Origin of the sequence: Pigmentiphaga sp. YJ18 (genome assembly GCF_038066655.1) — a bacterium.
Taxonomy (GTDB): Bacteria; Pseudomonadota; Gammaproteobacteria; order Burkholderiales; family Burkholderiaceae_B; genus Pigmentiphaga.
This window is the reverse complement of sequence record NZ_JBBUKU010000002.1, coordinates 323,696-350,067: the sequence shown is the minus strand read 5'-3', so window position 1 is coordinate 350,067 and position 26,372 is coordinate 323,696. Positions and strand designations below refer to the sequence as shown.

General features: G+C 69.3%; 25 protein-coding genes. 9 read left to right on the top strand and 16 right to left on the bottom strand.

Annotated features, from left to right (window positions below; genetic code table 11):
- Positions 1-18: 18 nt before the first annotated feature.
- From WKR98_RS15405 to WKR98_RS15390, 4 genes are read right to left on the bottom strand one after another with little or no spacing between them, the layout of a single operon-like run.
- Positions 19-876, bottom strand: a complete 858-nt coding sequence (locus WKR98_RS15405; protein ID WP_341433994.1) for a uracil-DNA glycosylase — start codon at positions 874-876, stop codon at positions 19-21.
- Entirely contained in the window at positions 866-1,399 is a 534-nt protein-coding gene (gene rimI, locus WKR98_RS15400) for a ribosomal protein S18-alanine N-acetyltransferase (protein ID WP_202865539.1), read from the bottom strand. Before rimI ends, WKR98_RS15405 begins: the two co-directional genes overlap by 11 nt.
- Positions 1,396-2,166 carry a tRNA (adenosine(37)-N6)-threonylcarbamoyltransferase complex dimerization subunit type 1 TsaB gene (gene tsaB / locus WKR98_RS15395; protein ID WP_341433993.1) on the bottom strand — a complete coding sequence of 257 codons (771 nt, stop codon included), beginning with the start codon at positions 2,164-2,166 and terminating at the stop codon, positions 1,396-1,398. The genes rimI and tsaB overlap by 4 nt, the downstream gene beginning before the upstream one ends.
- A gap of 54 nt (positions 2,167-2,220) precedes the next feature.
- Complete coding sequence (locus tag WKR98_RS15390) at positions 2,221-2,655, bottom strand: hypothetical protein (protein ID WP_341433992.1); 435 nt, start codon at positions 2,653-2,655, stop codon at positions 2,221-2,223.
- Between the two features lie 121 nt (positions 2,656-2,776).
- Here WKR98_RS15390 and ompR point away from each other — a divergent pair, with 121 nt between their 5' ends.
- Genes ompR through WKR98_RS15375 form a run of 3 tightly spaced genes read left to right on the top strand, consistent with a single transcriptional unit; the run spans position 2,777 to position 5,491 of the window.
- Entirely contained in the window at positions 2,777-3,505 is a 729-nt protein-coding gene (gene ompR / locus WKR98_RS15385) for an osmolarity response regulator transcription factor OmpR (protein ID WP_087779290.1), read from the top strand.
- Between the two features lie 17 nt (positions 3,506-3,522).
- Positions 3,523-4,884, top strand: coding sequence for an ATP-binding protein (locus tag WKR98_RS15380; protein WP_341433991.1), 1,362 nt, complete (start codon positions 3,523-3,525; stop codon positions 4,882-4,884).
- A gap of 49 nt (positions 4,885-4,933) precedes the next feature.
- Positions 4,934-5,491 carry a redoxin domain-containing protein gene (locus tag WKR98_RS15375; RefSeq protein WP_124689733.1) on the top strand — a complete coding sequence of 186 codons (558 nt, stop codon included), beginning with the start codon at positions 4,934-4,936 and terminating at the stop codon, positions 5,489-5,491.
- 41 nt (positions 5,492-5,532) lie between these two features.
- Here WKR98_RS15375 and WKR98_RS15370 read toward each other — a convergent pair whose 3' ends face one another.
- Complete coding sequence (locus tag WKR98_RS15370; RefSeq protein WP_124689734.1) at positions 5,533-7,767, bottom strand: RelA/SpoT family protein; 2,235 nt, start codon at positions 7,765-7,767, stop codon at positions 5,533-5,535.
- A gap of 83 nt (positions 7,768-7,850) precedes the next feature.
- On the opposite strand from WKR98_RS15370, the gene WKR98_RS15365 reads away from it, so the two are divergent.
- Complete coding sequence (locus WKR98_RS15365; RefSeq protein ID WP_341433990.1) at positions 7,851-8,705, top strand: M90 family metallopeptidase; 855 nt, start codon at positions 7,851-7,853, stop codon at positions 8,703-8,705.
- Between the two features lie 31 nt (positions 8,706-8,736).
- Here the strand turns inward: WKR98_RS15365 and WKR98_RS15360 are convergent, their stop codons facing one another.
- The 6 genes from WKR98_RS15360 to WKR98_RS15335 all read right to left on the bottom strand — a co-directional run bounded on the left by WKR98_RS15360 (position 8,737) and on the right by WKR98_RS15335 (position 15,376).
- Positions 8,737-9,084 carry a RidA family protein gene (locus WKR98_RS15360; protein WP_087837422.1) on the bottom strand — a complete coding sequence of 116 codons (348 nt, stop codon included), beginning with the start codon at positions 9,082-9,084 and terminating at the stop codon, positions 8,737-8,739.
- 60 nt (positions 9,085-9,144) lie between these two features.
- Positions 9,145-10,041 carry an alpha/beta fold hydrolase gene (locus WKR98_RS15355; RefSeq protein ID WP_341433989.1) on the bottom strand — a complete coding sequence of 299 codons (897 nt, stop codon included), beginning with the start codon at positions 10,039-10,041 and terminating at the stop codon, positions 9,145-9,147.
- 46 nt (positions 10,042-10,087) lie between these two features.
- A complete protein-coding gene (locus tag WKR98_RS15350) occupies positions 10,088-12,487 on the bottom strand; it encodes a DNA internalization-related competence protein ComEC/Rec2 (RefSeq protein WP_341433988.1) in 2,400 nt (799 codons plus the stop codon).
- Positions 12,488-12,584: 97 nt separating this feature from the next.
- Positions 12,585-13,394, bottom strand: a complete 810-nt coding sequence (locus tag WKR98_RS15345; RefSeq protein ID WP_341433987.1) for a TatD family hydrolase — start codon at positions 13,392-13,394, stop codon at positions 12,585-12,587.
- Between the two features lie 25 nt (positions 13,395-13,419).
- Positions 13,420-14,115, bottom strand: coding sequence for an ABC transporter ATP-binding protein (locus WKR98_RS15340; protein ID WP_341433986.1), 696 nt, complete (start codon positions 14,113-14,115; stop codon positions 13,420-13,422).
- Entirely contained in the window at positions 14,108-15,376 is a 1,269-nt protein-coding gene (locus tag WKR98_RS15335; RefSeq protein WP_238159997.1) for a lipoprotein-releasing ABC transporter permease subunit, read from the bottom strand. Before WKR98_RS15335 ends, WKR98_RS15340 begins: the two co-directional genes overlap by 8 nt.
- A gap of 109 nt (positions 15,377-15,485) precedes the next feature.
- On the opposite strand from WKR98_RS15335, the gene WKR98_RS15330 reads away from it, so the two are divergent.
- The 5 genes from WKR98_RS15330 to WKR98_RS15310 all read left to right on the top strand — a co-directional run bounded on the left by WKR98_RS15330 (position 15,486) and on the right by WKR98_RS15310 (position 22,449).
- On the top strand, positions 15,486-16,568 hold the full coding sequence (locus WKR98_RS15330) for a hypothetical protein (RefSeq protein WP_341433985.1): 1,083 nt from the start codon (positions 15,486-15,488) through the stop codon (positions 16,566-16,568).
- The gene (gene recJ, locus WKR98_RS15325; RefSeq protein WP_124689741.1) at positions 16,547-18,259 is read left to right on the top strand and encodes a single-stranded-DNA-specific exonuclease RecJ; all 1,713 of its coding nucleotides are present in this window, start codon (positions 16,547-16,549) and stop codon (positions 18,257-18,259) included. Before WKR98_RS15330 ends, recJ begins: the two co-directional genes overlap by 22 nt.
- Positions 18,260-18,338: 79 nt before the next feature.
- A protein-coding gene (gene prfB / locus WKR98_RS15320; RefSeq protein WP_124689742.1) for a peptide chain release factor 2 occupies positions 18,339-19,443 on the top strand; the annotation gives its coding sequence in 2 pieces (ribosomal slippage) (positions 18,339-18,419 and positions 18,421-19,443; 1,104 coding nt in all).
- A 78-nt stretch (positions 19,444-19,521) separates the two neighbouring features.
- Positions 19,522-21,051: a lysine--tRNA ligase gene (lysS, locus tag WKR98_RS15315; protein ID WP_341433984.1), complete on the top strand. Its 1,530-nt coding sequence runs from the start codon at positions 19,522-19,524 to the stop codon at positions 21,049-21,051.
- Positions 21,052-21,117: 66 nt separating this feature from the next.
- The gene (locus WKR98_RS15310) at positions 21,118-22,449 is read left to right on the top strand and encodes a serine hydrolase domain-containing protein (RefSeq protein ID WP_445936099.1); all 1,332 of its coding nucleotides are present in this window, start codon (positions 21,118-21,120) and stop codon (positions 22,447-22,449) included.
- A 5-nt stretch (positions 22,450-22,454) separates the two neighbouring features.
- Here the strand turns inward: WKR98_RS15310 and WKR98_RS15305 are convergent, their stop codons facing one another.
- From WKR98_RS15305 to WKR98_RS15285, 5 genes are all read right to left on the bottom strand, one after another.
- Positions 22,455-22,901, bottom strand: a complete 447-nt coding sequence (locus tag WKR98_RS15305) for an SRPBCC family protein (protein WP_124689745.1) — start codon at positions 22,899-22,901, stop codon at positions 22,455-22,457.
- Positions 22,902-23,006: 105 nt separating this feature from the next.
- On the bottom strand, positions 23,007-23,384 hold the full coding sequence (locus WKR98_RS15300) for a VOC family protein (protein ID WP_341433983.1): 378 nt from the start codon (positions 23,382-23,384) through the stop codon (positions 23,007-23,009).
- 26 nt (positions 23,385-23,410) lie between these two features.
- Positions 23,411-24,511: a tRNA 2-selenouridine(34) synthase MnmH gene (gene mnmH / locus WKR98_RS15295; RefSeq protein ID WP_341433982.1), complete on the bottom strand. Its 1,101-nt coding sequence runs from the start codon at positions 24,509-24,511 to the stop codon at positions 23,411-23,413.
- Positions 24,511-25,545: a selenide, water dikinase SelD gene (selD, locus tag WKR98_RS15290; RefSeq protein WP_124689748.1), complete on the bottom strand. Its 1,035-nt coding sequence runs from the start codon at positions 25,543-25,545 to the stop codon at positions 24,511-24,513. Before selD ends, mnmH begins: the two co-directional genes overlap by 1 nt.
- 71 nt (positions 25,546-25,616) lie before the next feature.
- Entirely contained in the window at positions 25,617-26,099 is a 483-nt protein-coding gene (locus tag WKR98_RS15285; protein ID WP_124689749.1) for an SgcJ/EcaC family oxidoreductase, read from the bottom strand.
- Between the last annotated feature and the right edge of the window lie 273 nt (positions 26,100-26,372).

Genomic DNA, 26,372 nt, shown 5'->3' with positions numbered 1-26,372 from the left:
CCCCGCGCGCGGCGGCCGTCAGTTCCCGGGCCGCCCCACCGACAGGGCCAGCTGCAAGTCCTGCCAGGCCTTGACCTTCTCGGCCGGGCTGCGCAGCAGATAGGCCGGATGGTAGCTCACCACCACCGGCACCTTCCTTCCCGCCACCGACAGGCTGTGCACCTTGCCCCGCAGGCTGCCTATGCGCGCGTCGGTCTCCAGCAGGGTCTGCGCCGCGAACCGCCCCAGCACCAGGATCATTTCCGGGTTGATGAGCGAGATCTGCCGCATCAGGTAGGGACTGCAGCGCGCCACTTCCTCGGGCAGCGGGTCGCGGTTGCCGGGCGGACGGCATTTGATGACGTTGGCGATGAATACATCGTGCTGGCGCGAACGCGCGATGGAGGCCAGCATGCTGTCGAGCAGTTTGCCCGAGCGCCCCACGAAAGGCGCGCCCTGCTTGTCTTCCTGTTCGCCCGGCGCCTCGCCCACCAGCAGCCAGCGCGCCTTGGGCGAGCCGGTGCCGAACACGGTTTGCGTGCGCCCCTTGCACAGGCCACAGGCCACGCAGTCGCGCACCTCGTCCTGCAACGCGGCCCAGGCCTGCTCGGGATCGGCGGGCATGGCGGCCGGCGCCGGGAGCTCCTGCATGGGAATTTCCTGCACGAGGGCCACGGGTTCGGCCCTCTCGGGCTCGACGGCGGGGACGGTCGCCACGGATTCCCGCACCGGACTCTGCGGAGGTGCCACGGGCACCTCCGCCGCCGGCGCAAGCTCGGGTGCGGCCGCCGGCGCGGCAGCGCCGGGCAGGTTCCACAGCCGCTCCACGCCCAGCTCGCGCAGCCAGGCGCGCCGGACCGCGCTCATGCCATCGGCGCCGTTGCGCTCAGTCGCCATGGAAACCTCCAGGAATGGGATGGACTGCCAGCGCCTTGCGCATGACGATCGCGTCTTCCCGCCCGCGCAGCGACGGGTAGTAGCCGCGGCGCAAGCCGATGCGTTCGTAGCCCGAGCGTTCGTACAAGCCCTTGGCCACCAGGTTCGAGGGCCGCACCTCCAGCAGCAGGCTGTGCGCCTGGCGCGCGGCGGCGCACTGCTCGACCCAGGCCAGCAACCGCCGGCCCAGCCCCAGGCCCTGCGCCTGCGGCGCCACGCTGATGTTCAACAGGTGCGCCTCGTCCAGCGCCACCATCACGATGCAATAGCCCAGCAGGCGTTCGCCGTCGCGCACCACCCAGGCGTCGTAGCCCGAGCGCAGCGAATCGGCGAAATTGCCGCGGGTCCAGGGAAAGGAATAGATCTGGCGCTCGACCGCGTCCACCTGGTCCAGATCCTGTTCCGTCATGGGACGGCAGGCCTGCCCCCAGCCCGCCAGGATGCTCGCCGCGTCGATCGATGCCCGGCCCTGCACCGCGTTCATGATTGCGCTCCCGATGTGGCGACACGGGGATTGCCCCCCGCCCCGGCTTGCCTTTCCGCGGTGGTGAAAGCCACCTTGTCCCGCACGTACAAGGGCGCGGCCAGCTCCGGCGCGACGGTTTCGCCGCGCAGGTAGGCGCCATGCGCCAGTCGGGCGACCGCGGCGGCGGTGGGCCGGGCAACGTCCGCCCGCTCGTCCGGCCCGAAGCCGGCGAAAACTTCCGGATAGGCGGCCGCCGCGTCGCCGCACAGCCAGGGCGCCTGCGCGCCCAGGGCCGCCAGGCGCCCGCGCAGCCAGGCCTCGAGCCCGTCGCCCGCCATCAGTTGCGGTTCGATCAGGCAGGCCAGCCGGTCGGCCGATTCGCGGCGGTAGACCGCCAGATAGATTTCCTGCATGCGCGCATCCATGGCCACCACCAGCGGCCGCTGGCCGGGATCCCGGACCTGCTGCGCCACGGCGGCGTGCGACACCACGGGTATCACCGGCCGGCCCAGGGCGAACCCCAGACCCTGCGCCACCCCGCAGGCGACCCGCAGCCCGGTGAATCCCCCGGGGCCCTGCCCGAAGGCGATGGCATCGAGTTGCGTCCGGGCGATGCCGGCCTCGTCCAGCACCTCCTGCACCATGGGCAGCAGCCGGGCCGAGTGCTCCTGCACGCCCTGGTGCTCGCGCACGAGGAGATCGACGGCACCGGCACCCGCGGCGCGCAACAAGGCCACGCCGCACCAGGCGGAGGAAGTTTCCAGGGAAAGGATATGCAGCGACATGGGCTGCAATTGTAAGACCAGACGAGGGGAAATACCGGGATCTGCACCCGGTTTTCAGTGCTTGTGCTTGCGATAGGGTTCGTACACTTCTTCGCTGGCACGGCGGATTTCCTGCCGCAACAGCACCCTTTCCTCGGAAGACAGCTTGCGCGGCCCGACCCGCCGTTCGTCCTGGCTGACCGGACCTGCCCAGGGATCCATGGAGGCGCGCATGACGCCGGACTGTCCCGCCGGGGGCACGGTGGCCGCGCGCGCCGCATCGACCTGCTCGTCGGCCCGTGAAACCGCGCTTTCGACCTGGCCGGCGAATCCGCCGGAGGCGGGGTCGACGGGGCGTACCGCGTCGGCACGGGGTAGCGCTGCGCGGGGGTCGCGGACCTGGCCGATCGCCGCGCCACCAGCCAATACCGTTATCATCACGAACAGCCCACCCAGCATGATCGCCGCGCTGGAGCCTGCCGTACGAGTGGAGTCGAATACTTTGTTCACGTTTCAATCATACGATGTACCCATGACAGCGTCATAGATGCCTGCGTGACCAAACGGGCATTTATGTAACAACCAATGTCCCTCCCTGGATTGATACAAACTCCTCCGTTACATTCGCGCCATGTCACTAGCCAACGCCCCCAAGAAAATCCTCGTCGTCGACGACGACGTGCGGCTGCGCGATCTGCTGCGCCGCTACCTTGCCGAACAGGGCTTCTCCGTCTGGGTCGCGGAAAACGCCCAGACCATGAATAAGCTCTGGCAGCGAGAGCGTTTCGACCTGCTCGTGCTCGACCTGATGCTGCCGGGAGAGGACGGCCTGTCGATCTGCCGCCGCCTGCGCGGCGCCCGCGACAGCACGCCCATCATCATGCTGACGGCCAAGGCCGAGGATGTCGACCGCATCGTCGGGCTGGAGATGGGCGCGGACGACTATCTGCCCAAGCCCTTCAACCCCCGCGAACTGCTGGCGCGCGTCAACGCGGTGCTGCGCCGCCGGGGTCCGGAAGAGCATCCCGGCGCGCCCAGCCAGGACAATGAATCGGTTACGTTCGGCCCCTACGTGCTGAACCTGGCGACCCGCACCCTGACGCGCGACAACGAACCCGTGGCCCTGACCACGGGCGAATTCTCCGTGCTCAAGGTCTTCGCCCGCCATCCCAAGATCCCGCTGTCGCGGGACAAGCTGATGGAACTGGCGCGCGGCCGCGAATACGAAGCCTTCGATCGCAGCCTGGACGTGCAGATCTCCCGGCTGCGCAAGCTGATCGAGCCCGATCCGGCCAAGCCCGTGTTCATCCAGACTGTGTGGGGCCTCGGCTACGTATTCGTGCCCGATGGGGGCAGTTGATCCGCTCGTAGGCATTCATGTCGGTCGCCCTGCGCGTCGCGTCCAGGCTGGGTTTATTCAGCCGGACCTTCCTTTTGCTTACCGTCCTGATGACGGCAAGCCTGGCAGCATGGCTCCAGGCTTTCCGCAGCATGGAGGTCGAACCGCGCGCGCAGCAGGTGGCCCAGCAGATCGTCACCGTCGTCAACATCACCCGCGCCGCCCTGATCCATTCCGCGCCGCAGGAACGCCGCTATCTGCTTCTGGACCTGGCCACCAACGAAGGCATCCAGATCTATCCCCATGAAAAGGATGACATCACCGTCCGCCTGCCCGACCGCCAGGTCCTGCAGCGGGTGGAAGAACAGGTGATCGACCGCCTGGGGCCCGAAACCATCGTGGCCTGGGAAGTCAACCGCATCCCCGGCCTGTGGGTCAGCTTCTCCATCGACGACGACGACTACTGGATGGTGGTCGAGCGCGACCGCGCCGAACGCGTGCCCGGCGTCGAGTGGCTGGGCTGGGGCGCGGCCGCCCTGCTGCTGTCGCTGCTGGGCGCGGCGGTCATCGTCGGCTTCGTCAACCGGCCGCTGTCGCGCCTGTCGCGCGCCACGCTGGCGTTGTCCCGCGGCGAAACCCCGCCGCCGCTGCCGGAAAGCGGCCCCGAGGAAATCCGCCGGGTCAACACCAACTTCAACCGCATGGTCGAGGAACTGGACCGCGCCGAGGCGGACCGCGCGCTGATGCTGGCGGGCATCTCGCACGACCTGCGCACACCGTTGGCCCGGTTGCGGCTGGAGATCGAGCTGAGCGGCGTTTCCGAAGCCAGCCGCGACGCCGTGGACGAGGACCTGGCCCAGATCGACCGCACCATCGGGCAGTTCATGGAATATGCCCGCCCCTCCAGCGCGCCCGACCGCAACACCAATATTTCCGAACTCGTGTCCGAAATGGTCGAGCGCGAATGCAGCCACACCGAGACGCTGGGCGGTTCGCTGCAGGTCACGATCACCCCCAATCAGTGGGCGCGCATCGCCGCCCCCGACCTGCAGCGCGTGGTCGGCAACCTGCTCGAGAACGCGCGGCGCTACGGCCACAAGCCGGGCGAAGCACCCCACATCGACCTGACCGTCAGCAGCCAGGGCAGCAACGTGCTGATCGACGTGTCCGACCACGGCCCCGGCGTCAAGGCCGAGGACGTGCCCCGCCTGACCCGCCCCTTCACCCGGGGCTCGGATGCGCGGACCAACGCCGGCGGCGCCGGACTGGGCCTGGCCATCGTCAAGCGGCTGCTGCAACGCGCAGGTGGTACCCTAAACCTCCTGAACCGGGATGGCGGCGGCCTGACCGCCCGCATCACCCTGCCGGCCTCCTCGCAAAAATCGGTCGACGCCAAGTAGGCGGCCCCGGCCGCCGGCGCGCGAGGCCGGCGCTGTCCGAGGAGCGTGCATGAAAACCATCGGAGCCAAGCTCGAACCCTTCAAGGTGCATGGCGTCAAGCCAGGCTTCAACGAGGCCGAGGAAAACGGCGCCTCGGCCTTCGAGACCCTGAGCGAGACCTCGTTTCCAGGCAAGTGGAAGGTCATCTATTTCACCCCCAAGGATTTCTCCGACATCTGCGCCAGCGAGATCGAGGGCTATGCCGCGCTGGCCGAGCCCCTGGCGCAGCGCGGCGCGGTCCTGATGGGCGGGTCCGTCGACAATGAATACGCCAAGCTGGCCTGGCGCCGCGCCGTGCCCGCGCTGGCGAACCTGAACCACTACCAGTTCGCCGACGGCGCGGGCGCGCTGGTCGACCAACTGGGCATCCGCGACCGCGGCGAAGGCGTGGCCCTGCGCGCCACGTTCATCGTCGACCCGGACAACACCATCCAGCACGTGTCAGTGAACAACCTGAAGGTCGGCCGCTGTCCGGAGGAAACGCTGCGGGTGCTCGACGCCCTGCTGACGGGCCAGTTCTGCCCCCCCAACCGCCCTGTGGGCGATCCCCCGTCGAAAAGACCCTAAGCGCCAGGCAAGCCGCGGCCGGAGCTGCATGGCCGGCCGGATCAGCGCCGGTCGGCCTCCAGCACCCCCGGCACTTCGCGTATGCCCGCCAGCGCGCGCACCAGGTGCTCGCCGTTGCCGACCTCGGCGGTGAAGACCATGCGGGCAATGGCCTGCCGGCTTTGCGTATTGACGCCGATGACGTTGATGCGTTGCCGCGCGAAGACTTCCGAGATGTCGCGCAGCAGCCCGTGACGGTCGTTGGCCAGCACCACGATGTCCACGGGATAGACGGCGTCGCGCGTGTCGCCCCAGGTCACGTCGATGACCCGCTCGGGTTCGCGCGCGGCCAGCGAGCGAAAGCTCTTGCAATCGCAGCGATGGATGGACACGCCCCTGCCCCGCGTCACGAAGCCCGAGATGGGGTCGGGCGGCGCCGGCCGGCAGCACTTGGCCAGTTGCGTCAGCAGCGCATCGACGCCCACCACCAGCACGCCGCTCTTGCCCGCGTGGACCGCGCTTTCCGGCCGGCTGTCGCGCGTGAGCGCGGACAGGTCGGGACCGGCATCGGGCGGCGGCGCCTCGAAGGCGCTCGCGACGTGCCGCAGGCTGAATTCGTCCTTGGCCAGCGCGATGTACAAGTCCTCGGCGCACGCGAAGCCCAGTTGCTGGGCCAGCGATTCGAGATTGGTCGCGGTCTTGCCCAGGCGCTGCAATTCCTTTTCCAGCATGCCCTGGCCCTGGGCGATGCGCTCCTGGATGTCGATGGCGTTGAACCAGGCGCGCACCTTGGCCCGCGAGCGCTGGCTGGCCAGGTAGTTCAGCTGGGGATTGAGCCAGTCGCGCGAGGGCCCGCCCGACTTGGTGGCGATGATCTCCACCGTCTGGCCGGTGGCCAGGCGCGTGTTCAGCGGGACCATGGCGCCATCCACGCGCGCGCCGCGGCAGCGGTGCCCGAGATCCGTATGGACCTGGTAGGCGAAATCCACCGGCGTCGCGCCTGGCGGCAGTTCGATCACCCGCGCCTGCGGCGTCAGCACGTAGATGTTGTCGGCCAGCGTGTCGAGCGCCGTCTGTCCGATCTGGTCGTCGACCTGGACATCGGCCTTCCAGGCCAGCAGTTGGCGTATCCAGCTGAGCTTGCGGTCGTATTCCGAATCGGCGCTGACCTGCCCGCCCTTGGCGCCCGCTTCCTTGTAGCGCCAGTGCGCGGCCATCCCGAACTCGGCGAACTGGTGCATCTCGCGCGTGCGGATCTGCACCTCGAAGGGCCGGCCGTCGTGGTCGTAGACCACGGTGTGCAGCGACCGATAGCCGTTGGGCTTGGGCCGCGAGATGTAGTCGTCGAACTCGTCGGGCACCGGCGTCCACAGATGGTGCACCAGCCCCAGCACCGTGTAGCAGGTACGGATGTCCTCGACGATGATGCGCAGTGCGCGCAGGTCGTACAGATCGGCGAAATCCAGGCGCCGGTTGCGCATCTTGTTCCAGATGCTGTAGATGTGCTTGGGCCGGCCGGTGACGTCGGCGGCAATGCCCGCGCCCGCCAATGCCTGGCGCACCCGCGCGATGGCGTCGGCGATGAAGGCTTCGCGCTCGATGCGCTTTTCCTCCAGCAGCCGGGCGATTTCCTTGTAGCGGACCGGCTCTAGGAAGCGGAAGGCCAGGTCTTCCATTTCCCACTTGACCTGCCAGATACCCAGGCGGTTGGCCAGCGGCGCGTAGAGTTCCAGCGTCTCGCGCGACAACGCCTCGGGCAGCGGCACCTTGTGCTGGGCGTGCCAGCGCAGGGTCTGCAGGCGCGATGCCAGCCGCATCAGCACGATGCGCAGGTCGGCCGCCATGGCCAGCAGCATCTTGCGCAGCATCTCGGCCTGCGCGCCGCTGCCGGCCGAGGCATCGCTGGCGTCGCGGGTGACCTGGCCCAGCCGGATCAGGGCACGGTAGCCGTGCACCAGCTTGCCGATCTCGGGACCGAACTGGAGCGTGACCGGATCCTTGTGCGGATTGGCGCTGACGTCGCGGTCGCCCACGGCAATCGCCAGCAGCGCCGCCATGCGGGTGTGGCCGTCCACCTGCAAGCCCGCCAGGATCGCCACCACGCCGGCCGCGTGCTCGGCCCAGCCCTCGCCCTCGGGCACGGCCGGTTCGCGCGCATAGCGGGGAAACGACCATTCGAGCGCCTTCTGCAAGTCCAGTTGCGCCGCCTCCGACAGGCCGGCATTGGCCGCCTGTTGCCAGTCGGGACCGAAGGTCGCCGACGCGGTCGCGGAAGTCTCGGGAGCGGATGAGTTCATGGTCTTACACTTGGGGCGCTGCCGGCCTTTCCTGGCCGCCGGCACGGTACTCTAGTCGCTTATCCACCAGGGAAGTTCATTGTATGTTGGGATGGCTGTTTGCCCGCGGCGCATCGAAGCACCGCGTGGAGCAGATGCAGGCTCGCATCAATCCGGAATTATGGACCCAAACGCTGGCCTCGCATGCATTCCTCGCGCGCCTGAACGAGGACGAACGCGACGCACTGCGGGCGCGGACGGCGTGGTTCCTGGCCAGCAAGACCATGACCGGCGCGGCCGGCCAGGTCCTGACCGACGAGATACGCCTGTCCATCGCGGTACAGGCCTGCCTGCCCATCCTGTACCTGGATCCGGGCCTGTACGAGGGGTGGTCCGAGGTCATCGTCTATCCGGGCGGCTTCCTGATCCCCCGCTCCGACATGGACGAGGACGGCGTGGTGCACGAATATGTCGAGGAAGCCGCCGGCGAGGCCTGGGATGGCGGCCCCATCGTGCTGTCCTGGGAGGACGCCAGCCCCGGCCTCGCGCGGCCGGCGGGTTTCAACGTCGTCATCCACGAGTTCGCCCACAAGCTCGACCTGCAATACGGCCAGGCCGACGGCATGCCCAGCCTGCACGCGCATGCGGGGATCCGGCCCAGGCTGTGGCGCGGCGTGCTGGAACGCAGCTACGACGCCCTGCTGGCCCGGCTGGAGGAAATCGAGGCGGCCATCCCGCCCGACGTGGATCCGGAATCCGAGGAAGCGGATCACTGGTATGCGCAGTTGCCGCTGGATCCGTATGCGGCCACGGACGAGGCCGAGTTCTTCGCCGTCAGTTCCGAGGCGTTCTTCGTGCATCCCGAGCCGCTGTGGCGCGCGATGCCCGAATGGTATGCGTTGCTGACGCAGTACTACCGGCAGGATCCGCTGGGAACCGGGCCCGCGCTGCCCCGCTGAACGGGCGGCGTCCGGCCCGGGCAGACCGGGATCAGACCGCGGCGGTGACGACGATCTCGACCTTGTATTCCGGCGCGGCCAGCTTGGCCTCGACCGTGGCGCGGGCGGGCGTGTGGCCGGCCGGCACCCAGGCGTCCCAGACGGAGTTCATCGCGGCGAAGTCGGCGATGTCGGCCAGGAAGATCTGCGCGCGCAGGATGCGGGTCTTGTCGGTGCCGGCGGCGGCCAGCAGCTTGTCGATGGCGGCCAGCACCTGGCGGGTCTGGTCCGCCGGATCCTTGGAGGGATCCTCGGCTACCTGGCCGGCCAGATAGGCCACGCCGCCGTGCACGACCATTTCGGACATGCGCTTGCCGACACTGAAACGCTCGATGCTCATGGTGTTTTCCTCTTTGTGGAGCAGATTCGGAGCCGCAAGCATAGCAGGCCGTGATGGCCGCTAGTCGCGCAGGAAACCGTCCACCAGATCCAGCTGCGCCGGCGTCATGAACGTGGGCGCATGCCCGACGCCGGCGACCTCGACGCATTGCGCATGCGGGTTGCGGGCGAGCATCCCCGCCACGGTATCCTGGGTCAGCAGGTCCGACTGTTCGCCGCGCACGATCAGGATGGGACACTCGATGTTGGTGTAGACGTGCCACAGCGCGGCTTCGGCCGCGACGGCCGTGGCCGGGTCCATGGCCGCGAAGGCCTCGGCGATGGCCGGATCGTAGTGCATGGTCCACGGGCCGGCCGGGCCATCGACCTGGCGCACCACGTGCCGCGTCAGCTCGTCCCACTGTTCCGCCGTATGCGGGCCGAACGAAGCCGATACCGTGCTGACGTAGGCCCGTGCTTCCTCGAAACTGCCGAAGGCCGGCGCCTTGCCCACGTACTGCCCGATGCGCGACAGCGCCGCCGGGTCCAGGTGCGGGCCCACGTCGTTCAGCACCAGCTTGTCGATGGGCGACGCCTGCAGGCCCGCCAGCGCCATGCCGATCAGGCCGCCCAGCGAGGTCCCGAACCAGTGCAAGGTCTCGGCCTGCACCCGGGCCAGCAGCGGCATCATGTCCGCGACGTATTGCGGCACCGTGTAATAGGCGGGATTGACGAGCCAGTCCGAGCGGCCGCGCCCCACCACGTCCGGGCAGACCACCCGGTAGCGGCCGGCCATGCGCCGCGCCAGCGCGTCGAAATCGCGGCCCGAGCGGGTCAGGCCGTGCGCGCAGACCAGCACGTGGTCGTTGGACGGATCCCCCCACTCCCAGTACGCCATGCGATGCAGGCCCGCCGGGCTCAGGCAGGTCACGAACTCCAGGCGGGGCTGGAGGGAGTCGGGCGAGGCGTCGTGATTCATGAAGGCGTTCCTTGCTGGGCCGGACTCGGGATTGTAGCCACCGCCGTCACGGCGCGGTGTGCCAATAACGGTGCCTGGACTCGCGCTCGCGGTCGACCCGCAGCCCCCCGGCTTGCGAGGTGAACACCAGCGCCCCGTGCTGGTCGGTGCGGTGGAACACGGCGCCCGCGCGCTGCCACCGCCGCTGCGCGTCGGGGTGCGGGTGGCGGTAGCGGTTCAGGTAGCCCGCCTGCGCCACGGCGTGCGAGGCCCGCGTGGCCGCGACCAGCGCCGGACTGGACGACCCCCGCGACCCGTGGTGCGGCACGGCCACCACATCGGCGGCCAGATCCCGGGCGCCCGCCAGGCCCGCCTCCTCGGCCGCGCCGATGTCCCCCGTCAGCAAGGCCGCGTGATGGGCGCCGCGCACCCGCAGCACGCAGCTGTGCGCATTGCGCCGACGCGCCGGCACCTCGCCCGCGGGGGAATCGGGATGCAGGAACTCGAACGCCACGCCATCCACCGTCCAGCGCTGCCCGGCGGCGCAGCGCGCGAAAGCCGCCCGCCCGATGTCCACGGGCGCCAGATCGTAGGACGCATGCACCCGCGCGACGGGCAAGGCCGCGATCACCGAGCGCAGGCCGCCCGCATGATCGGCGTCGGCGTGCGACACCACCACGTGGTCCAGCCGGCGTATGCCTCGCGCGCGCAGATAGGGCCAGACGACGCGCCCGCCGGCATCGACCTGCTCGCCATAGGGCGGCCCGGTGTCGTACAACAGCGTCGCGCGCGCCGTCTCCACCACGATGGCGGTGCCCTGCCCCACGTCCAGCAGCGCCAGACGCCATTCGCCCGGCGCGGGACGCTCGGGCCGATAGGCCAGCATGGGCACCAGCAGCACCAGCCCCAGCCAGCGCCCGGGCAGGCCGCGCGGCTGCAAGGCCCAGACCACGCCGGCCAGCGCCAGCGCGAACAGCGGCCAAGGCGGCGCCGCCAGCGAGACGGCCGCCAGCCGGGTCTCGGCCAGCCACTGCAAAGGCACCATCAACCCTTCGAACACGGCATGGGCGACGGCCGCCGCGGCCGCGCCCGCCTGCGCCAGCCCCGGCACGACACACAGCGCGAGCGCCGTCAGCGCCAGCGGCGTGACCAACAGGCTGACCATCGGGATGGCCACGGCGTTGGCCAGCGGCGATACCAGCGACACCTGCTGGAACAACAGCGCCAGCGCGGGCAGCAGGCCCACGGTCAGCGCCGCCTGCGCCCGGGCGCCTTCGCGCACCGGGGCGGCCAGCCGCGCGGACCATGCGGCGGCCGGCGCCGATTCATCGCGTTGCCGCCAGCGCCCGCCGCCACACAGGATCAGCAGCGCCACCGCGCCGAACGACAGCCAGAACCCGGCCGCCAGCGGGGCCCAGGGATCCAGCGCGCAGACCAGCGCCGCCGCCGGCGCCAGCACTCGCGAACCGGACACCGGCACGCGCCATGCCGCCGCCCCCGCCACCACGGCCAGCATGAAGAAGGTCCGCCGGGCCGGCACTCCCCACCCCGCCAGCAGGCAGTACAGCCACGCCACGGCCAGCGCCGCACCGGCTGCCACGACCTGGGCGGGCTGCCGCTCGGACAATCGGATGCCACCCCAGCGGCTGCGCTTCCAGGCCTGCAGCACCGCCCACCCTGCCAGCGCGGCCAGCATGGTCACGTGCAGGCCGCTGATGGACACCAGGTGCGTGATGCCCGTGCGGTTGAAGGTGTCCCAGTCACGCCGGTCCACGCCGGCCTGGTCGCCCATCGCCAGGGCCGTCAGCACGGCGCCGTAGCGCTTGCCTTCCAGGGCCTGGCGCAGGGCCGCGCGGCATGCATGGCGCACCCGCTGCACCGCCACGTCGAAACTGGCGTAGGGGTCGTCCGCCACCTTGGCGGGACGGCCGCGCACCGACCCGGTTGCCCGTATGCCGCGTTCGAACAAATAGGCCTCGTAGTCGAAGCCGTGAGGATTCAGGTTGCCGTGAGGCCGCTTCAGCACCACGGTGCCGCGCCAGCGTTCGCCCGGCACCACCTCCGCGTCCTTCCCCCACCATGACAGTTGCACCTGCTCAGGCACGCCGGCCGGCGGGTCCAGCACCTTCGCCTCGAAACGCTGGCCGGTCGCCGTGGCCGTGGCCAGGCTGGTGACGAGATAGTCCAGCTCCCGGGGCACGTTCTCTTGCGCCGGCGACAGGCTGTCCTGCAAACGCAGGTCGATGCGCGCCAGCGCCAGGCCGCCCCCCGCCGCGAAAGCCGCGAGCGCGAGCAAGGCGGCCGCGCGGCGAGGCCGCCGGCGTCGTTGCAGCGATCGCCACCCCACGGCACACGCCGCCAACACCGTTGCGCCCACCAGCACCGACACCCAGGCCGATGGCACCGCCGGCAGGCCATGCACCCCCGCCGTGCCCAGCACGAACGCCACCAATGCAAAACGCAGCATGTCCTTCCTCCGGCCCAAGGCCAGGATGGTAGGCATGCCGGGGCCGCCACGCAGCCCCCGCTGGGATGAATCTGTCCGGGATGCGGCCTCGCGGCGCTCAGGCCGCCAGCGCCTCGCTCAAGCGCGGCAATACCCGCCGCGCATTGGCCGACGTGGCCGCGGCGATCTCCGCCACCGGCAGGCCGCGCAGTTCGCCCAGCACCGCGGCGATGCGCGGCAGTTCCGCCGGCTCGTTGCGCCGGTCATCACGCGGCAGCCAGGCCGGCGGAATGTCGGGCGCGTCGGTTTCCAGCACCAGCGCGGCCAGGTCCATCGCGGCCGCCAGCCGGCGGATGTTGCGCGAACGTTCATAGGTCATTTCCCCGCCCAGGCCCAGCGCGAAACCGCGCGCGACGAACTGGTCGGCCTGCTGCCGGCTGCCGTTGAAGGCATGGGCGATGCCGCCCGGCACTTCCACGCGCCGCAGGTATTTCAACAATACGTCCTGCGAACGGCGCACGTGCAGCAGCACGGGCAGGCCGAACTCGGCCGCCAGCTTGAGCTGGGCGTGGTAGAAGCGTTCCTGGCGCGCGCGCTGCTCGCCCTGGGCGATGTCCTGGACGAAGAAATCCAGGCCGATCTCGCCCACGGCCACGAAGCGCGGATCGCCCATGGCCCGTGCCACCGCGTCGCGCAGGCGGTCCAGGTCGTCGTCGGCGGCGCCGCGCACGTACATGGGATGGATGCCCAGCGCGTACGCACCGCCCGGGATTGCATGGGCCAGGTCGCGCACGGTGGAGAGATTGTCGCGCCCCACGGCGGGAATGACGATGCCGGCCACGCCCGCGGCGCGGGCCCGCCGGGCAACGTCCGAACGGTCGCGGCCGAACTCGGCCGCATCGAGGTGGCAATGGGTATCGATCAGCATCGATCCACTTTACCGTCTCGCCGTCCTAGGCGGAAACTTTCTCGGCCAGCAGGCCGTCGGCCATCTTCAATTGCCGGTCGGCCAGCGCCGCCAGCTCGGCGTCGTGGGTCACGATGACGAAGGCCATGTCCAGATCCTGGTTCAGCCGCTTGAGCAGGCCGAACACCTCGCGCGCCGTATGGCGGTCGAGATTGCCGGTGGGTTCGTCGGCCAGCACGCATAGCGGCCGCGTCACCAGCGCGCGGGCCAGCGCCACGCGCTGGCGCTCGCCGCCGGACAACTGGCCGGGGTGGTGGGTGGCCCGCTGCCCCAGGCCCACCTGCTCGAGCATTTCCGCTGCGGCACGGCGTGCCTGTGCGCGGTCCATGCGGCGCACGATCAGCGGCATCGCGACGTTGTCCAGCGCCGAGAACTCGGCCAGCAGGTGATGGAACTGGTAGACGAATCCCAGGCTGCGGTTGCGCGCCAGGCTGCGCTGCTTCTCGTTGAAGCGGGCCGCCGCCTGGCCGTCCAGCAGGACCTCGCCCGCGCTGGGCTGGTCCAGCAGCCCCAGCACGTGCAGCAGCGTGCTCTTGCCCGAGCCCGAGGCGCCCACCAGGGCCACCATTTCACCCTGGCGCACGCGCAGGTCCACGCCGCGCAGCACGGTGACGCGCTCTCCGCCCTCGGCATAGGTCTTGGATATGCCCCGCCCTTCCAGCACCACGCGGCGATCAGTCATGGCGCAGCACCTCCGCCGGTTGCAGGCGTGAGGCGCGCCAGCTGGGATACAGGGTAGCCAGGAACGACAGCACCAGCGACGTCACGCCTATGGTGACGATGTCGGACAGGCGCGGATCGGACGGCAGTTCGGTGATCAGGTAGATGTCGCGCGGCAGGAACTGGATGCCCAGCGCATGTTCGATGGCGGGCACGATGACATCGATGTTGTAGGCGATCAGCGTGCCGCCCGCCACGCCCAGCAGCGTGCCGATGACGCCGATCAGCGCCCCCTGCACCACGAAGATGCGGGCGATCTCGGCCGGCGTGGCGCCCAGGGTGCGCAGGATGGCGATGTCCGCCTGCTTGTCGTTGACCGCCATGACCAGCGAGGACAGCAGGTTGAAGGCCGCCACGGCGATGATCAGCGCCAGGATCAGGAACATCATGCGTTTTTCGGTCTGCACCGCGGCGAACCAGGTGCGGTTGTTGCGCGACCAGTCGGCGGCGGCAATGTTCGGCGGCAGCAGTTGCGCCAGGTCGCGCGCCACCTGCGGCGCCTTCTGCATGTCGGCGATGCGCAGCCGCACCCCGCCTATGCCGCTGTCGCGGAACAGCCGCGCCGCGTCGTCCACGTTCACGAAGGCCAGGCTGGAATCGTATTCGTAGTGGCCGGCCTCGAACACTCCCACCACGGTGAACTGCCGCATGCGGGGCGTGAAGCCGGCGGGCGTGACCGAGCCCTGCGGGGCCAGCATCAGGATCGGATCGCCCAACCCCACGCCCAGGCCCTGGGCCAGCGCGCGACCCAGCACCACGCCGTAGCTGCCGGGCTTCAGGTCGTCCAGCGACCCGGACACCATGTTCTTGGCCACGTCGGAGACGTCGCGTTCGGCCTCGGGATCGATACCGCGCACCTGCACCCCGCGCAATACCTGGTCACGGGCGATCATGGCCTGGGCCGCCACGTAGGGCGCCCCCGCCTGCACCTCGGGATTCTTCTTGGCCTGCGCCGTCAGTTCGCGCCAGTTGGCCAGCGCCGCGCCGCGCTCGCCCCCCACCGGGTAGAGCTCGATGTGCGGCAGCACCGACAGCATGCGGTCGCGCACTTCCTTCTGGAAGCCGTTCATGACCGACAGCACGATGATCAGCGCCGCCACGCCCAGGCCGATGCCCGCCATGGAACTGGCGGCAATGAAGGAAATGAAGCGATCGCGTCGCCGCCCGCGGCCGGCACGCGTATAGCGCCAGCCTATCCAGAATTCGTAGGGTATCTTGAGCACGCGCGTATTATGGCAGAAGGCGGCGGCCGGCACCGCCTCCGCCCCACCCCCTACAATACCGGCCATTCGGCCCGCCGCCCGCGGGCCCTCGCATCCGGATCCGACCGCCGTGCCCGCCTCGCCCTCCGCCCTGACCCTGCTGCTTCCCGGCCTGCTGACCGACGCCGCCATCGCGCCCGAACTGGCGCGGCAGCTGGCGGACCAGCCCGCCGTGCGCACGCTGGTCGCGTGGCTGGGCGCCGCCCACCCCGTCCAGCAGGACTTCGACCCCTTCGAGGCGGGCTGCACGTCGCGCGAATACTGGTGGCTGCATCGCGCGGGCTACCGGCCGCCTGACGGCAAGGTCGGCGCGGGACTCGCGCCCCTGCTGGCGAACGACGCCCAAGCCGATCGCCCCGTCTGGCTGGCGGACCTGGCCCATGTGCAGGTCGGCCGCGACGGCCTGGTCCTGACCGACTCCGGCGAACTGGACACGACGCAAGGCGAAAGCGACGCGCTGCTGGCCGCGGCCCAGCCCGCGCTGGACGCGCATGGCGCGGCGGCCCGCGGCATCGGCCCGCGCCGCTGGCGCCTGGACCTGCCCGAAGGCGCCGCCCGGCACACCGGCACGCCGGACGCCGTGACGGGCGCCGCGCTGGATGCCTGGTGGCCGCGCACGCCCGAGGCCCGGCCCTGGCGCAAGCTGGTCAACGAAATCCAGATGCACTGGCACGAGACGCCGGTGAACGCCGACCGCGAAGCGCGGGGGCTCGTCCCGGTCAACGCCTTGTGGCTGTACGGCGGTGCCGCGCCGTGGCGGCCGGACTGGCCCGCCGGCCGGCCCTCGCTGGTGGCCGGCAACGCGCCCTGGCTGCGCGCGCTGGCCGAACGCGACGGCCTGCCCTGGCTGCGCCCCGTCGATGCGGCCGCGGCGATCCGGCCCGGCGCGCTGGTGGAGCTGGACGACCTGGCCCTGCCCGAGCGCACCGACGACTGGCGCACCTGGCTGGACGCCGCCGCCCGGCTGGATCGCGACTGGTTCGCCCCGGCCGACGCGGCCCTGCGCGCCGGCACCCTGCGACAACTGACCCTGGTGCTGCCGGCCCGCGAACGGCTGGTCACCCTGAACCTGGAACGGCGGCCCGCCCTGCTGCGCTGGCTGCCCACCCCCCGACACGACTGGAAACGCTGGTGGTTGCCCCAAGAATCCTGACCCGTCAACCCGATCCGGCGGCCCGGCGCCGCCTGGAACTGGCCGGCATCCATCCCCTCCTGGCCCGCCTGTGGGCGGCGCGCGGCGTGGCCGCGCCGCAGGAAACGGCGCCCGACTGGCAGGCCATGCTGGCCCCTTCGCTGCTGACCCACGCCGGCCGCGCGGCCGCGCTGCTGGCCGACGCCATCGCCGCGCGCAAGCGGCTGCTGATCGTGGCCGACTACGACTGCGATGGCGCCACCGCCTGCGCCGTGGGCCTGCGCGGCCTGCGCGCCATGGGCGCCGTGGTGGACTTCCTGGTGCCCAACCGCTTCGAGACCGGCTACGGTCTGTCGCCGGCGGTGGTCGACCTGGCCTGCGCCCATCCGGCCGGCAAGCCCGACATCCTGATCACCGTCGACAACGGCATCGCCAGTCTGGACGGCGTGGCGGCGGCGCGCGAGGCCGGCATGCAGGTCGTGATCACCGACCATCACCTGCCCGGCGACGTCCTGCCCGAGGCCCTGGCCATCGTCAACCCCAACCAGCCCGGCTGCGGCTTCCCGTCCAAGCACCTGGCGGGCGTCGGCGTCATCTTCTATCTGTTGCTGGCGCTGCGGGCCGAGCTGCGCCAGCGCGGCGCCTTCGGTGGCGACAGCGGCCCCAGGCTGGACGCCCTGACCGACCTCGTGGCCCTGGGCACCGTGGCCGACGTCGTCCGGCTGGATGCCAACAACCGCCTGCTGGTGGCGCAGGGCCTGAAACGCATACGCGCCGGCCGCATGCAGCCCGGCCTGCGTGCGCTGTTCTCGGTCAGCGGCCGCCAGGCCCGCGAGGCCAGCACCTTCGACCTGGGCTTCGCCCTGGGTCCGCGCATCAACGCCGCCGGCCGACTGGCCGACATGAGCCTGGGCATACGCTGCCTGGTCACCGACGACGAGGACGAGGCCCTGAAGCTGGCGCGCGAACTCGACACCATGAACCGCGAACGCCGCGAGATCGAGGCCGGCATGCGCGATCAGGCCCTGGCCTCGCTGGACGCGCTGCCCGCGGCCTCGGCCGCCAGCCTGTGCGTGTTCGACGCCTCGTGGCACCAGGGCGTGGTGGGCCTGGTGGCCTCGCGCCTGAAGGACCGCTTCTGGTGCCCGACCCTGGCCTTCGCGCCGGCCGGCGACGGCGAACTGCGCGGTTCGGGCCGCTCCGTGCCCGACGTGCACCTGCGCGACGCGCTGGATCTGGTCTCCAAGCGCTACCCCAGCCTGATCCGCAAGTTCGGCGGCCACGCCATGGCCGCCGGCCTGACCCTGCACGAGGCGGATTTCGCCGCCTTCGCACCGGCCTTCGACGCCGCCGTGCGCGAACTGACGGGCCGCAGCCGCTTCGAACCGGCGCTGGAAACCGACGGTTCGCTGGAGACCGACTACGCCAACGCCGAGGTCGCCACCCTGCTGGACCAGCAGGTCTGGGGATCCGGGTTCCCGGCTCCCGTGTTCGTCGACGCCTTCGTCGTCCGCAACCAGCGAGTAGTGGGCGAGAAACACCTGAAGCTGGCGCTGGAACGCGGCAGCCAGCGCTTCGACGCGATCTGGTTCGGCCATGCCGACGCCCTGCCGCCCGCCGTGGACCTGGCCTACCGCCTGGCGCTGAACAACTGGAACGGCATGGTGTCCGTCCAACTGGTGATCGAGCACGGGCAGGACGCGGCGCGCTGAATCCCGCGCGCGGCCCGCCGGCGAATGCCCGGCCTACGTTAAAATAGCGGGTTACGCGAAAAATCACCTGGAATTCAGCATGGAAGCAGAACGCCTCAACCAACTCGAAGCCCAACTGCAGGACCTGGCTGCTCGCACCCAGGATCTACGGAGGTATCTTTGACTACGATGTCAAAGATGAACGCCTGCAGGTCGTAAACGCCGAGCTGGAAAACCCCGACGTCTGGAACGACCCCAAGCACGCCCAGGACCTGGGCCGCGAGAAGAAAGCGCTGGAAACCATCGTCCTGACCATCAACGAGATCGACACCGGCCTGCGCGACGCCACCGAGCTGTTCGAGATGGCCGCCGCCGACAACGACGACGCCACGCTGGAGTCCATCGTCGGAGATGCCTCGGGCATCGAGGAAAAAGTGGGCGGACTGGAATTCCGCCGCATGTTCGCCAATCCGGCCGACCCGCTGAACTGCTTCCTGGACATCCAGGCCGGCGCCGGCGGCACCGAGGCGCAGGACTGGGCCTCCATGCTGCTGCGGCAGTACCTGAAGTACGCCGAGCGCAAGGGCTTCAAGGCCGAGCTGATGGAAGAGTCCGAAGGCGAAGTGGCCGGCATCAAGTCCGCCACCATCAAGATCGAGGGCGAATACGCCTTCGGCTACCTGCGCACCGAGACCGGCGTGCACCGCCTGGTGCGCAAGAGCCCCTTCGATTCGTCCGGCGGCCGGCACACCTCGTTCGCCAGCGTGTTCGTGTATCCGGAAGTCGACGACTCCTTCGAGGTCGACGTCAACCCCGCCGACATCCGCGTGGACACCTTCCGCGCCTCCGGCGCGGGCGGCCAGCACATCAACAAGACCGACTCCGCGGTGCGGATGACCCACATCCCCACGGGCATCGTCGTGCAGTGCCAGAACGACCGTTCGCAGCACCGCAACCGCGCCGAAGCCATGCAGATGCTGAAGTCCAAGCTGTTCGAACTGGAAATGCGCAAGCGCATGGCCGAACAGCAGAAGCTGGAAGACTCCAAGACCGACGTGGGCTGGGGCCACCAGATCCGTTCGTACGTGCTGGACCAGAGCCGCATCAAGGACCTGCGCACCAACGTCGAAATCTCCAACACCCAGAAGGTGCTGGACGGCGATCTCGATCCCTTCATCGAAGCCAGCCTGAAACAGGGCGTCTGACCGACGCCGGCAACGCGACGACTTCGGTCGTCGCACCGACATCGACGACATCCGACATTACCGACCCCGACAGCCATCATGACCGACAACCGGCCCACCGCCAACGAACCCGCGCAAGACGAAAACCAGATCATCGCCGAACGGCGCGCCAAGCTCGCCCGCCTGCGCGAAGCCGGGCCGGCCTTCCCCAACGACTTCGTGCCCGCCGACCGCGCGGCCGCGCTGCATGCGGCGCATGACGGCACCGAAAAGGAAGCGCTGGACGCCACCGACATCGCCGCCAGCGTCGCCGGCCGCATGATGCTCAAGCGCGTGATGGGCAAGGCCAGCTTCGCCACCCTGCAGGACTCGACCGGCCGCATCCAGATCTACCTGAGCAAGGAACTGGTGGGCGAAGAGGTCTACAACGCCTTCAAGCACTGGGACATCGGCGACATCCTGGCCGTGCGCGGCAAGGTCTTCAAGACCAACAAGGGCGAACTGTCGATCCAGGCCGCCGAGGTGCGGCTGCTGACCAAGTCGCTGCGCCCCCTGCCCGACAAGTTCCATGGTATCGCCGACCAGGAGATGCGCTACCGCCAGCGCTACGTCGACCTCGTCATGACCGAGTCGACCCGCAACACCTTCGTCGCGCGCAGCCGCGCCATCGCCTCCATCCGCCGCCTGATGACCGAGGCCGGCTTCCTGGAGGTGGAGACGCCCATGCTGCACGCCATCCCCGGCGGCGCCGCGGCCAAGCCCTTCACGACCCACCACAATGCGCTGGACATGCCCATGTACCTGCGCATCGCGCCCGAGCTCTACCTGAAGCGCCTGATCGTGGGCGGCTTCGAGCGCGTGTTCGAGCTGAACCGCAACTTCCGCAACGAAGGCGTCAGCCCCCGGCACAACCCCGAATTCACCATGATGGAGTTCTACGCGGCCTACGGCGATTACCGCTGGCTGATGGACTTCACCGAACAACTCATCCGCCAGGCCGCCATCGACGCCACCGGCGGCGCCAAGGTGACCTACCAGGGCCGCGAGGTGGACCTGTCGCAGCCCTTCGACCGGCTGACCATCACCGAGGCCATCCACAAGTACGCCCAGCCCGGCTACACCGATGAACAGCTGAACGACGAAGTCTTCGTGCGCGCCGAACTCAAGCGGCTGGGCGCCCACGTGGACGGCCCGCAACTGGCGCGCGCCGGTCTGGGCGCGCTGCAGCTGGCGCTGTTCGAGGAAACGGCGGAAGCCAAACTGTGGCAGCCGACCTACATCATCGACTACCCGGTGGAAGTGTCGCCGCTGGCGCGCGGGTCCGACACGCGCCCGGGCATCACCGAGCGCTTCGAGCTGTTCATGGTCGGACGCGAGATCGCCAATGGGTTCTCGGAGCTGAACGATGCCGAGGACCAGGCGGAACGGTTCCGCAAGCAGGTCGAGGCCAAGGACGCCGGCGACGAGGAAGCCATGTACTACGACGCGGATTACATCCGCGCGCTGGAATACGGCATGCCTCCGACGGCCGGCTGCGGCATCGGGATCGACCGCCTGGTGATGCTGCTGACCGACAGCCCCAGCATCCGCGACGTGATCCTGTTCCCGCATCTGCGGCCGGAGGACTGATCTTTCTCGCGGCGGCATGCTGCTACAGTGAGACCACGTTCTCCGGAGCAGAAGCGAGGAAGCCACATGGACACACGACCTCGGCCACGCGCGGCCGTTCTGGCCGCCCTGCTGCCCCTGGTAGCCGTCGGTACCGCATTGGCCGCCGCCCCCTCCCCCACCTATCCCGACGCCGATGCCAGCGACCCTGCCAGGCTGGGCTGGATGGTCGGCTCGCCGCCTCCGCCAGACCGCATCCTGCGCTTCGACGACGGCTCCTACTTCCGCTTCCCCGCGATGCGCTGGAGCGTCTCGCACTTCCGGCAGCTGATGCCCACGGTGAACGTCTCGCGCGGCCTGGACGCCCCCACGCCGCTGCCGCGGGCCTTGCGCGACGACATCGACGGCGTGGTCTTCCAGCCGCTGGGTTCGAGCCGGACCATGACCTGGCAGGCATCGCTGAAGGCCAACTACACCGACGGCATCGTCGTGCTGCACAAAGGGCGCATCGTCTACGAACGCTATTTCGGCGTGCTCGGCCCCCAGGGCCAGCACGGCGCGATGTCGGTGACCAAATCCTTCATCGGCACGCTGGCCGCCATGCTCGCGGCCGAGGGCAAGCTGGATCCGTCGCGCCGCGTTGCCGAATACGTGCCCGAACTGGCTTCGTCCGCCTTTGGCGACGCGACGGTCCGCCAGTTGATGGACATGACGACCGGCATCCGTTTCAGCGAGGACTATGCCGATCCCGACGCCGAGGTCTGGGCGCACGCGGCCGCCGGCAATCCCCTGCCCAAGCCCGCGGACTACACCGGGCCGCGCAGCTACTACGAGTTCCTGCGAACAGTGAAGCCCGAGGGCAGGCACGGTGCGGCTTTCCACTACCGCACCGCCAACACCGACGCACTGGGCTGGGTGCTGGCCCGCGCCAGCGGCATGTCGGTGGCGCAATTGCTGTCGGAACGCATCTGGAGCCGGCTGGGCGCCGAGCAGGACGCCTACATGACGGTCGACTCGACCGGCACGCCGTTCGCGGGCGGCGGCCTGAACACGGGCCTGCGCGACCTGGCTCGCTTCGGCGAAATGATCCGGAACAACGGCTTTTTCAACGGCCGGCAGATCCTGCCCGCCGCCGCCGTGGCCGACATCCGGCGCGGCGGCGACCCGGCGGACTTCGCCCAGGCCGGCTACACGCTGCTGGCGGGCTGGACCTATCGCGACATGTGGTGGGTCACGCACAACGCGCACGGCGCCTTCGCCGCGCGCGGCGTGCACGGGCAGGCCATCTACATCGATCCCAAGGCGGAAATGGTGATCGCGCGCTTCGCGTCGCATCCGGTGGCGGGCAACGCCGCCAACGATCCGACGTCGCTACCGGCCTACCACGCGCTGGCGCAGCACCTGATGAAAACGCGCTGATCCGCTCAATCCGGGATTTCCGGCTCGACCAGCTTGGCCAGCTGGAGCAGCGATTCCTGCCAGCCCAGGTAGCACATCTCCGTGGGAATGACCTCGGGAATGCCGGCCTGCACGACGTCCAGGTCGGTGCCGCAGGCCACCTGCTTCAACACGACCGTCACCGCCATTTCCCCCGGCAGGTTGGGATCGTCGAACTTGTCGGTATAGCGGATCTTCTGGAACGGAACCAGTTCCTGGTATTCGCCGCCGAAGGAATGCGCATTGCCGGTCGTGAAGTTCCGGAAGGACATCTTGAATGTCCCGCCTACCTTGGCCTCCAGGTGGTGGACCTGGCAGGTGAAGCCATACGGCGGCAGCCACTTCGCCAGCGCATCGGCCTCGACGAAGGCGCGATAGACCCGCTCGGGGGTGGCGCGCAGGACACGGTGGAGTCGGACGGTACCGGTAGCCATGGTGAATCTCCTTTCGTCAGGGTGGTTACATGCCTACGACGAGTGGGAAGCGCAAGAATCGACAACTTGGCGGATCAGTGAAAACCCTAGGACGCGTTCATGCCGTCAATCCCAGACGGTGGCCCCCTGTTCGAATCCGCCTCGGTAAGGCTTGCCCACGCAGAACCGGTGTCCGCTGGGCGCCTGCATGACCACCCAGGCCTCCTTGCGGGACACCACGACGGCCCCGAGGTTTTCCAGCCGCGCCACTTCCGCCTCGACCGCATCGGTCTCGATGTCGAGATGGGCCCGCGCTTCGTGATCGACCTTCTGGATGATGACCTGGACGTCCCCGGGCCGGGTCACGAGCTGGATGTAGCGCCCGTCCGGATCGATCTCCGCGGGCAGGGGGCACCCGAGCGCGGCGCTCCAGAAGCGGGCCTCCGACAGCAGGTCGCCAGTCTTGCAGTCGATGACGATGTTTCCCAACCGGCTCTTGTGCATCGCAGCTCCCGAACGGGCAGCGCCCGCTATGCCCTCGCGTGATCCCGCAAATAATCCAGCACCGCGCGCTGGTCGCCCGTGAACACGATACGCGCCGCCTTCAGCTTGCGCTGGTAGACGTACATGGGATCGTAGTAGCCGGTCAGCAGTTCCTCGATCCAGGCTCGGTGCGGCTCGACGCTGTCTCCTCGCGCCTGCCCGGCCAGGGCGGCATCCATGATCGCCGCCAGGCGCTGGTGCCGTTCGCCGCCCAGCCGCCTGCGGATGTTGTCCAGACTTTCCCGCAGGCGCTGGCCGAACATCTCCCTGCCCGCCTCCTCGCCATGGATGGCCACGAACTCGGCGCACAGGTCGACCACGTAGTCGCGCAGGATGCGCTCCACCCGGTTCTCCAGGCTGTCCTCCAGCCAGACCACCGGATATTCCTGCATGCCCTGGAACAGGCCCAGCGGCACGCTGCAACTGCCTATCGCGTGGCTCTCGTCCTCCAGGACGAAGCGAGCATGGCCGGCTTCCCGCTTCTTCAGGACATCGATCGCCAATTCGTTTTCGAAGCCGATCTGCGGCGGCTGCCCGGTGGCGTGCTTGCCGAAGCTCGATCCGCGATGATGGGCATGGCCCTCCAGGTCCAGGGCATGGTCCAGCGCCCGCAGCACATCGGTCTTGCCCGTGCCCGTCATGCCGCCCAGCACGACGAAGCCGCACTCGGCCACGGCGCGCTCCAGCGTGTCCATCAGGAAGCCGCGCATGGCCTTGTAGCCACCCACCACGCGCGGATAGGCGATGCCCGCCTCGTCCCGCAGCCACTGCTGGGCGATCTGCGAACGCAGGCCGCCGCGGAAGCAGTACAGGCTGCCCTCGGGGTGCGCGCGGGCGAAGGCCGCCCAGGCCTCGACCCGTTCGGCCTTGGTCTGGCCACGCACCAGTTGATGGCCCAGCGCGATCGCGGCCTCCTGGCCCTGCTGCTTGTAGCAGGTGCCGACCTTCTGCCGCTCGATGTCGGTCATCAGCGGCAGGTTGATCGCGCCCGGGAAAGCGCCCTTGCGGAATTCGATGGGCGCGCGCGTGTCCATCAGGGGCGTGCCCCGCAGGAACAGCGCGCGATAGTCGTCGATGTCGCCTTGCATCACACCACTTCGACCGCGTAGTCGCGCCGCTCGACCAGTTCCCCGATGGGCTCGAGCGCCAGCCCGGATTCGGCGGCGGCCGCCAGGAACTCGTCCTCGGCCCCCGGCGCGACCGCCACCAGCAGGCCGCCGCTGGTTTGCGGATCGCACAACAAGTCGATGCGATCCTGGCCCAGTGGGGCGATGCGCTGGCCATAGCTGTCGAAATTGCGGCCCGTGCCGCCTGGCACGCAGCCTTCGGCCAGATAGTGCTCCACGCCCGGCAGGCGCGGCACCTTGGCGAACTCGACGCGGGCGCTGACGCCACTGCCGTCGGCCATCTCCACCAGGTGGCCCAGCAGGCCGAAGCCGGTGACGTCGGTCATGGCCTGGACCCCGGCCAGCCGGCCGAAGCGGCTTCCCGGCCGGTTCAGCGTGCACATCCAGTCCCGTGCCAGGTTCACATCTTCGGGGCGCAGCTTGGCCTTCTTCTCGGCCGTGGTCAGGATGCCGATGCCCAGCGGCTTGGTCAGGTACAGCTTGCAGCCCACCGTGGCGGTGTCGTTGCGCTTGAGCCGGGCCTTGTCCACCACGCCGGTCACGGCCAGCCCGAATATCGGCTCGGGAGCGTCGATCGAATGCCCGCCCGCCAGCGGAATGCCCGCCGCGTCGCAGGCCGCCCGGCCGCCGCGCACCACCTCGCGCGCCACCTCGGGCGGCAGCAGGTTGACCGGCCAGCCTAGGATAGCGATGGCCAGCAGCGGATCGCCACCCATCGCATAGATGTCGCTGATGGCGTTGGTGGCGGCGATGCGGCCGAAATCGAAGGGATCGTCGACGATGGGCATGAAGAAATCCGTGGTCGACACCACGCCGCGCTCGTCGTCCAGCGCGTAGACCGCCGCATCGTCGCGCGAGGCGTTGCCCACCCACAACCGCGGGTCGAGATGCTGCGCGCCGCTGCCGGCCAGGATCACATCCAGGACCTTGGGCGATATCTTGCAGCCGCAGCCGGCCCCGTGGCTGTACTGCGTCAGGCGTATGGGAGTGCTCATGGATCGTTCGCAATGGCTTGATGGCGCCATTCTAGAACACCCGTTCCGGGCAGCTCCCCCCGCCCTGCCCCCTACTTTCTTTCCGGCATCGCCGACGAGTGATGGCTGGTGATCAGCCATTGCCGCCCGTCCCAGCGATAGGCATAGGTATAGCGAGCCTTGACCGCGGCCCCCGTCCGGGCGAAGGTGAAGGTGTACAGCCCCGAATCGACGGCGGTATTGCACCCCAGCGCGATGCGGCGCTCGTCGATCCGGCCCGCCGGACGATCCTCCAGGAAATGCTGGAAGTAGTCCTCCTTGGCCTGCGCGCTGTAGCGCGGCTGGTTGGACATGGTGGGCAGCAGCACCGAATCGGGCGCGTAGTTGGCCACCACCTGATGCGGATCGCCGGTCTGCAGCGAGCGGTTCCATCGGTCGAACAGGCCGGCGATCTCCTGCTCGCTGACCCCCTTGCAGCTTTCCAGGTGCGGCGCCAGCGCCCCCCCGGACACCCCCGGATTCGTGGCACAGCCCGCCAGCGCGCCGGCCAGGATCACCATTCCCAGACGTTTCATGGACTTCCCCCCTTCATTGTTGTTGTGGAAGCGAACGCTCAAGCATAGCGGAGAGCGGCCTCGGCCGGGCCGATGACAAACACCTCCCCGCAAGCCACGAAGCAGGCCGTCTCAAGAACCATTCCCCCATCCGGCAGTCCAAATCATCACTTGCATTTTTATGTCTTATATCTTATATAAGACATATGACCTACCCTTATAGAAAGTCATCCGCCCCCTACATCGCAACGACGCAACATAAGTGGTAGATTTAACCGGTTTTCCTTCGGAGCC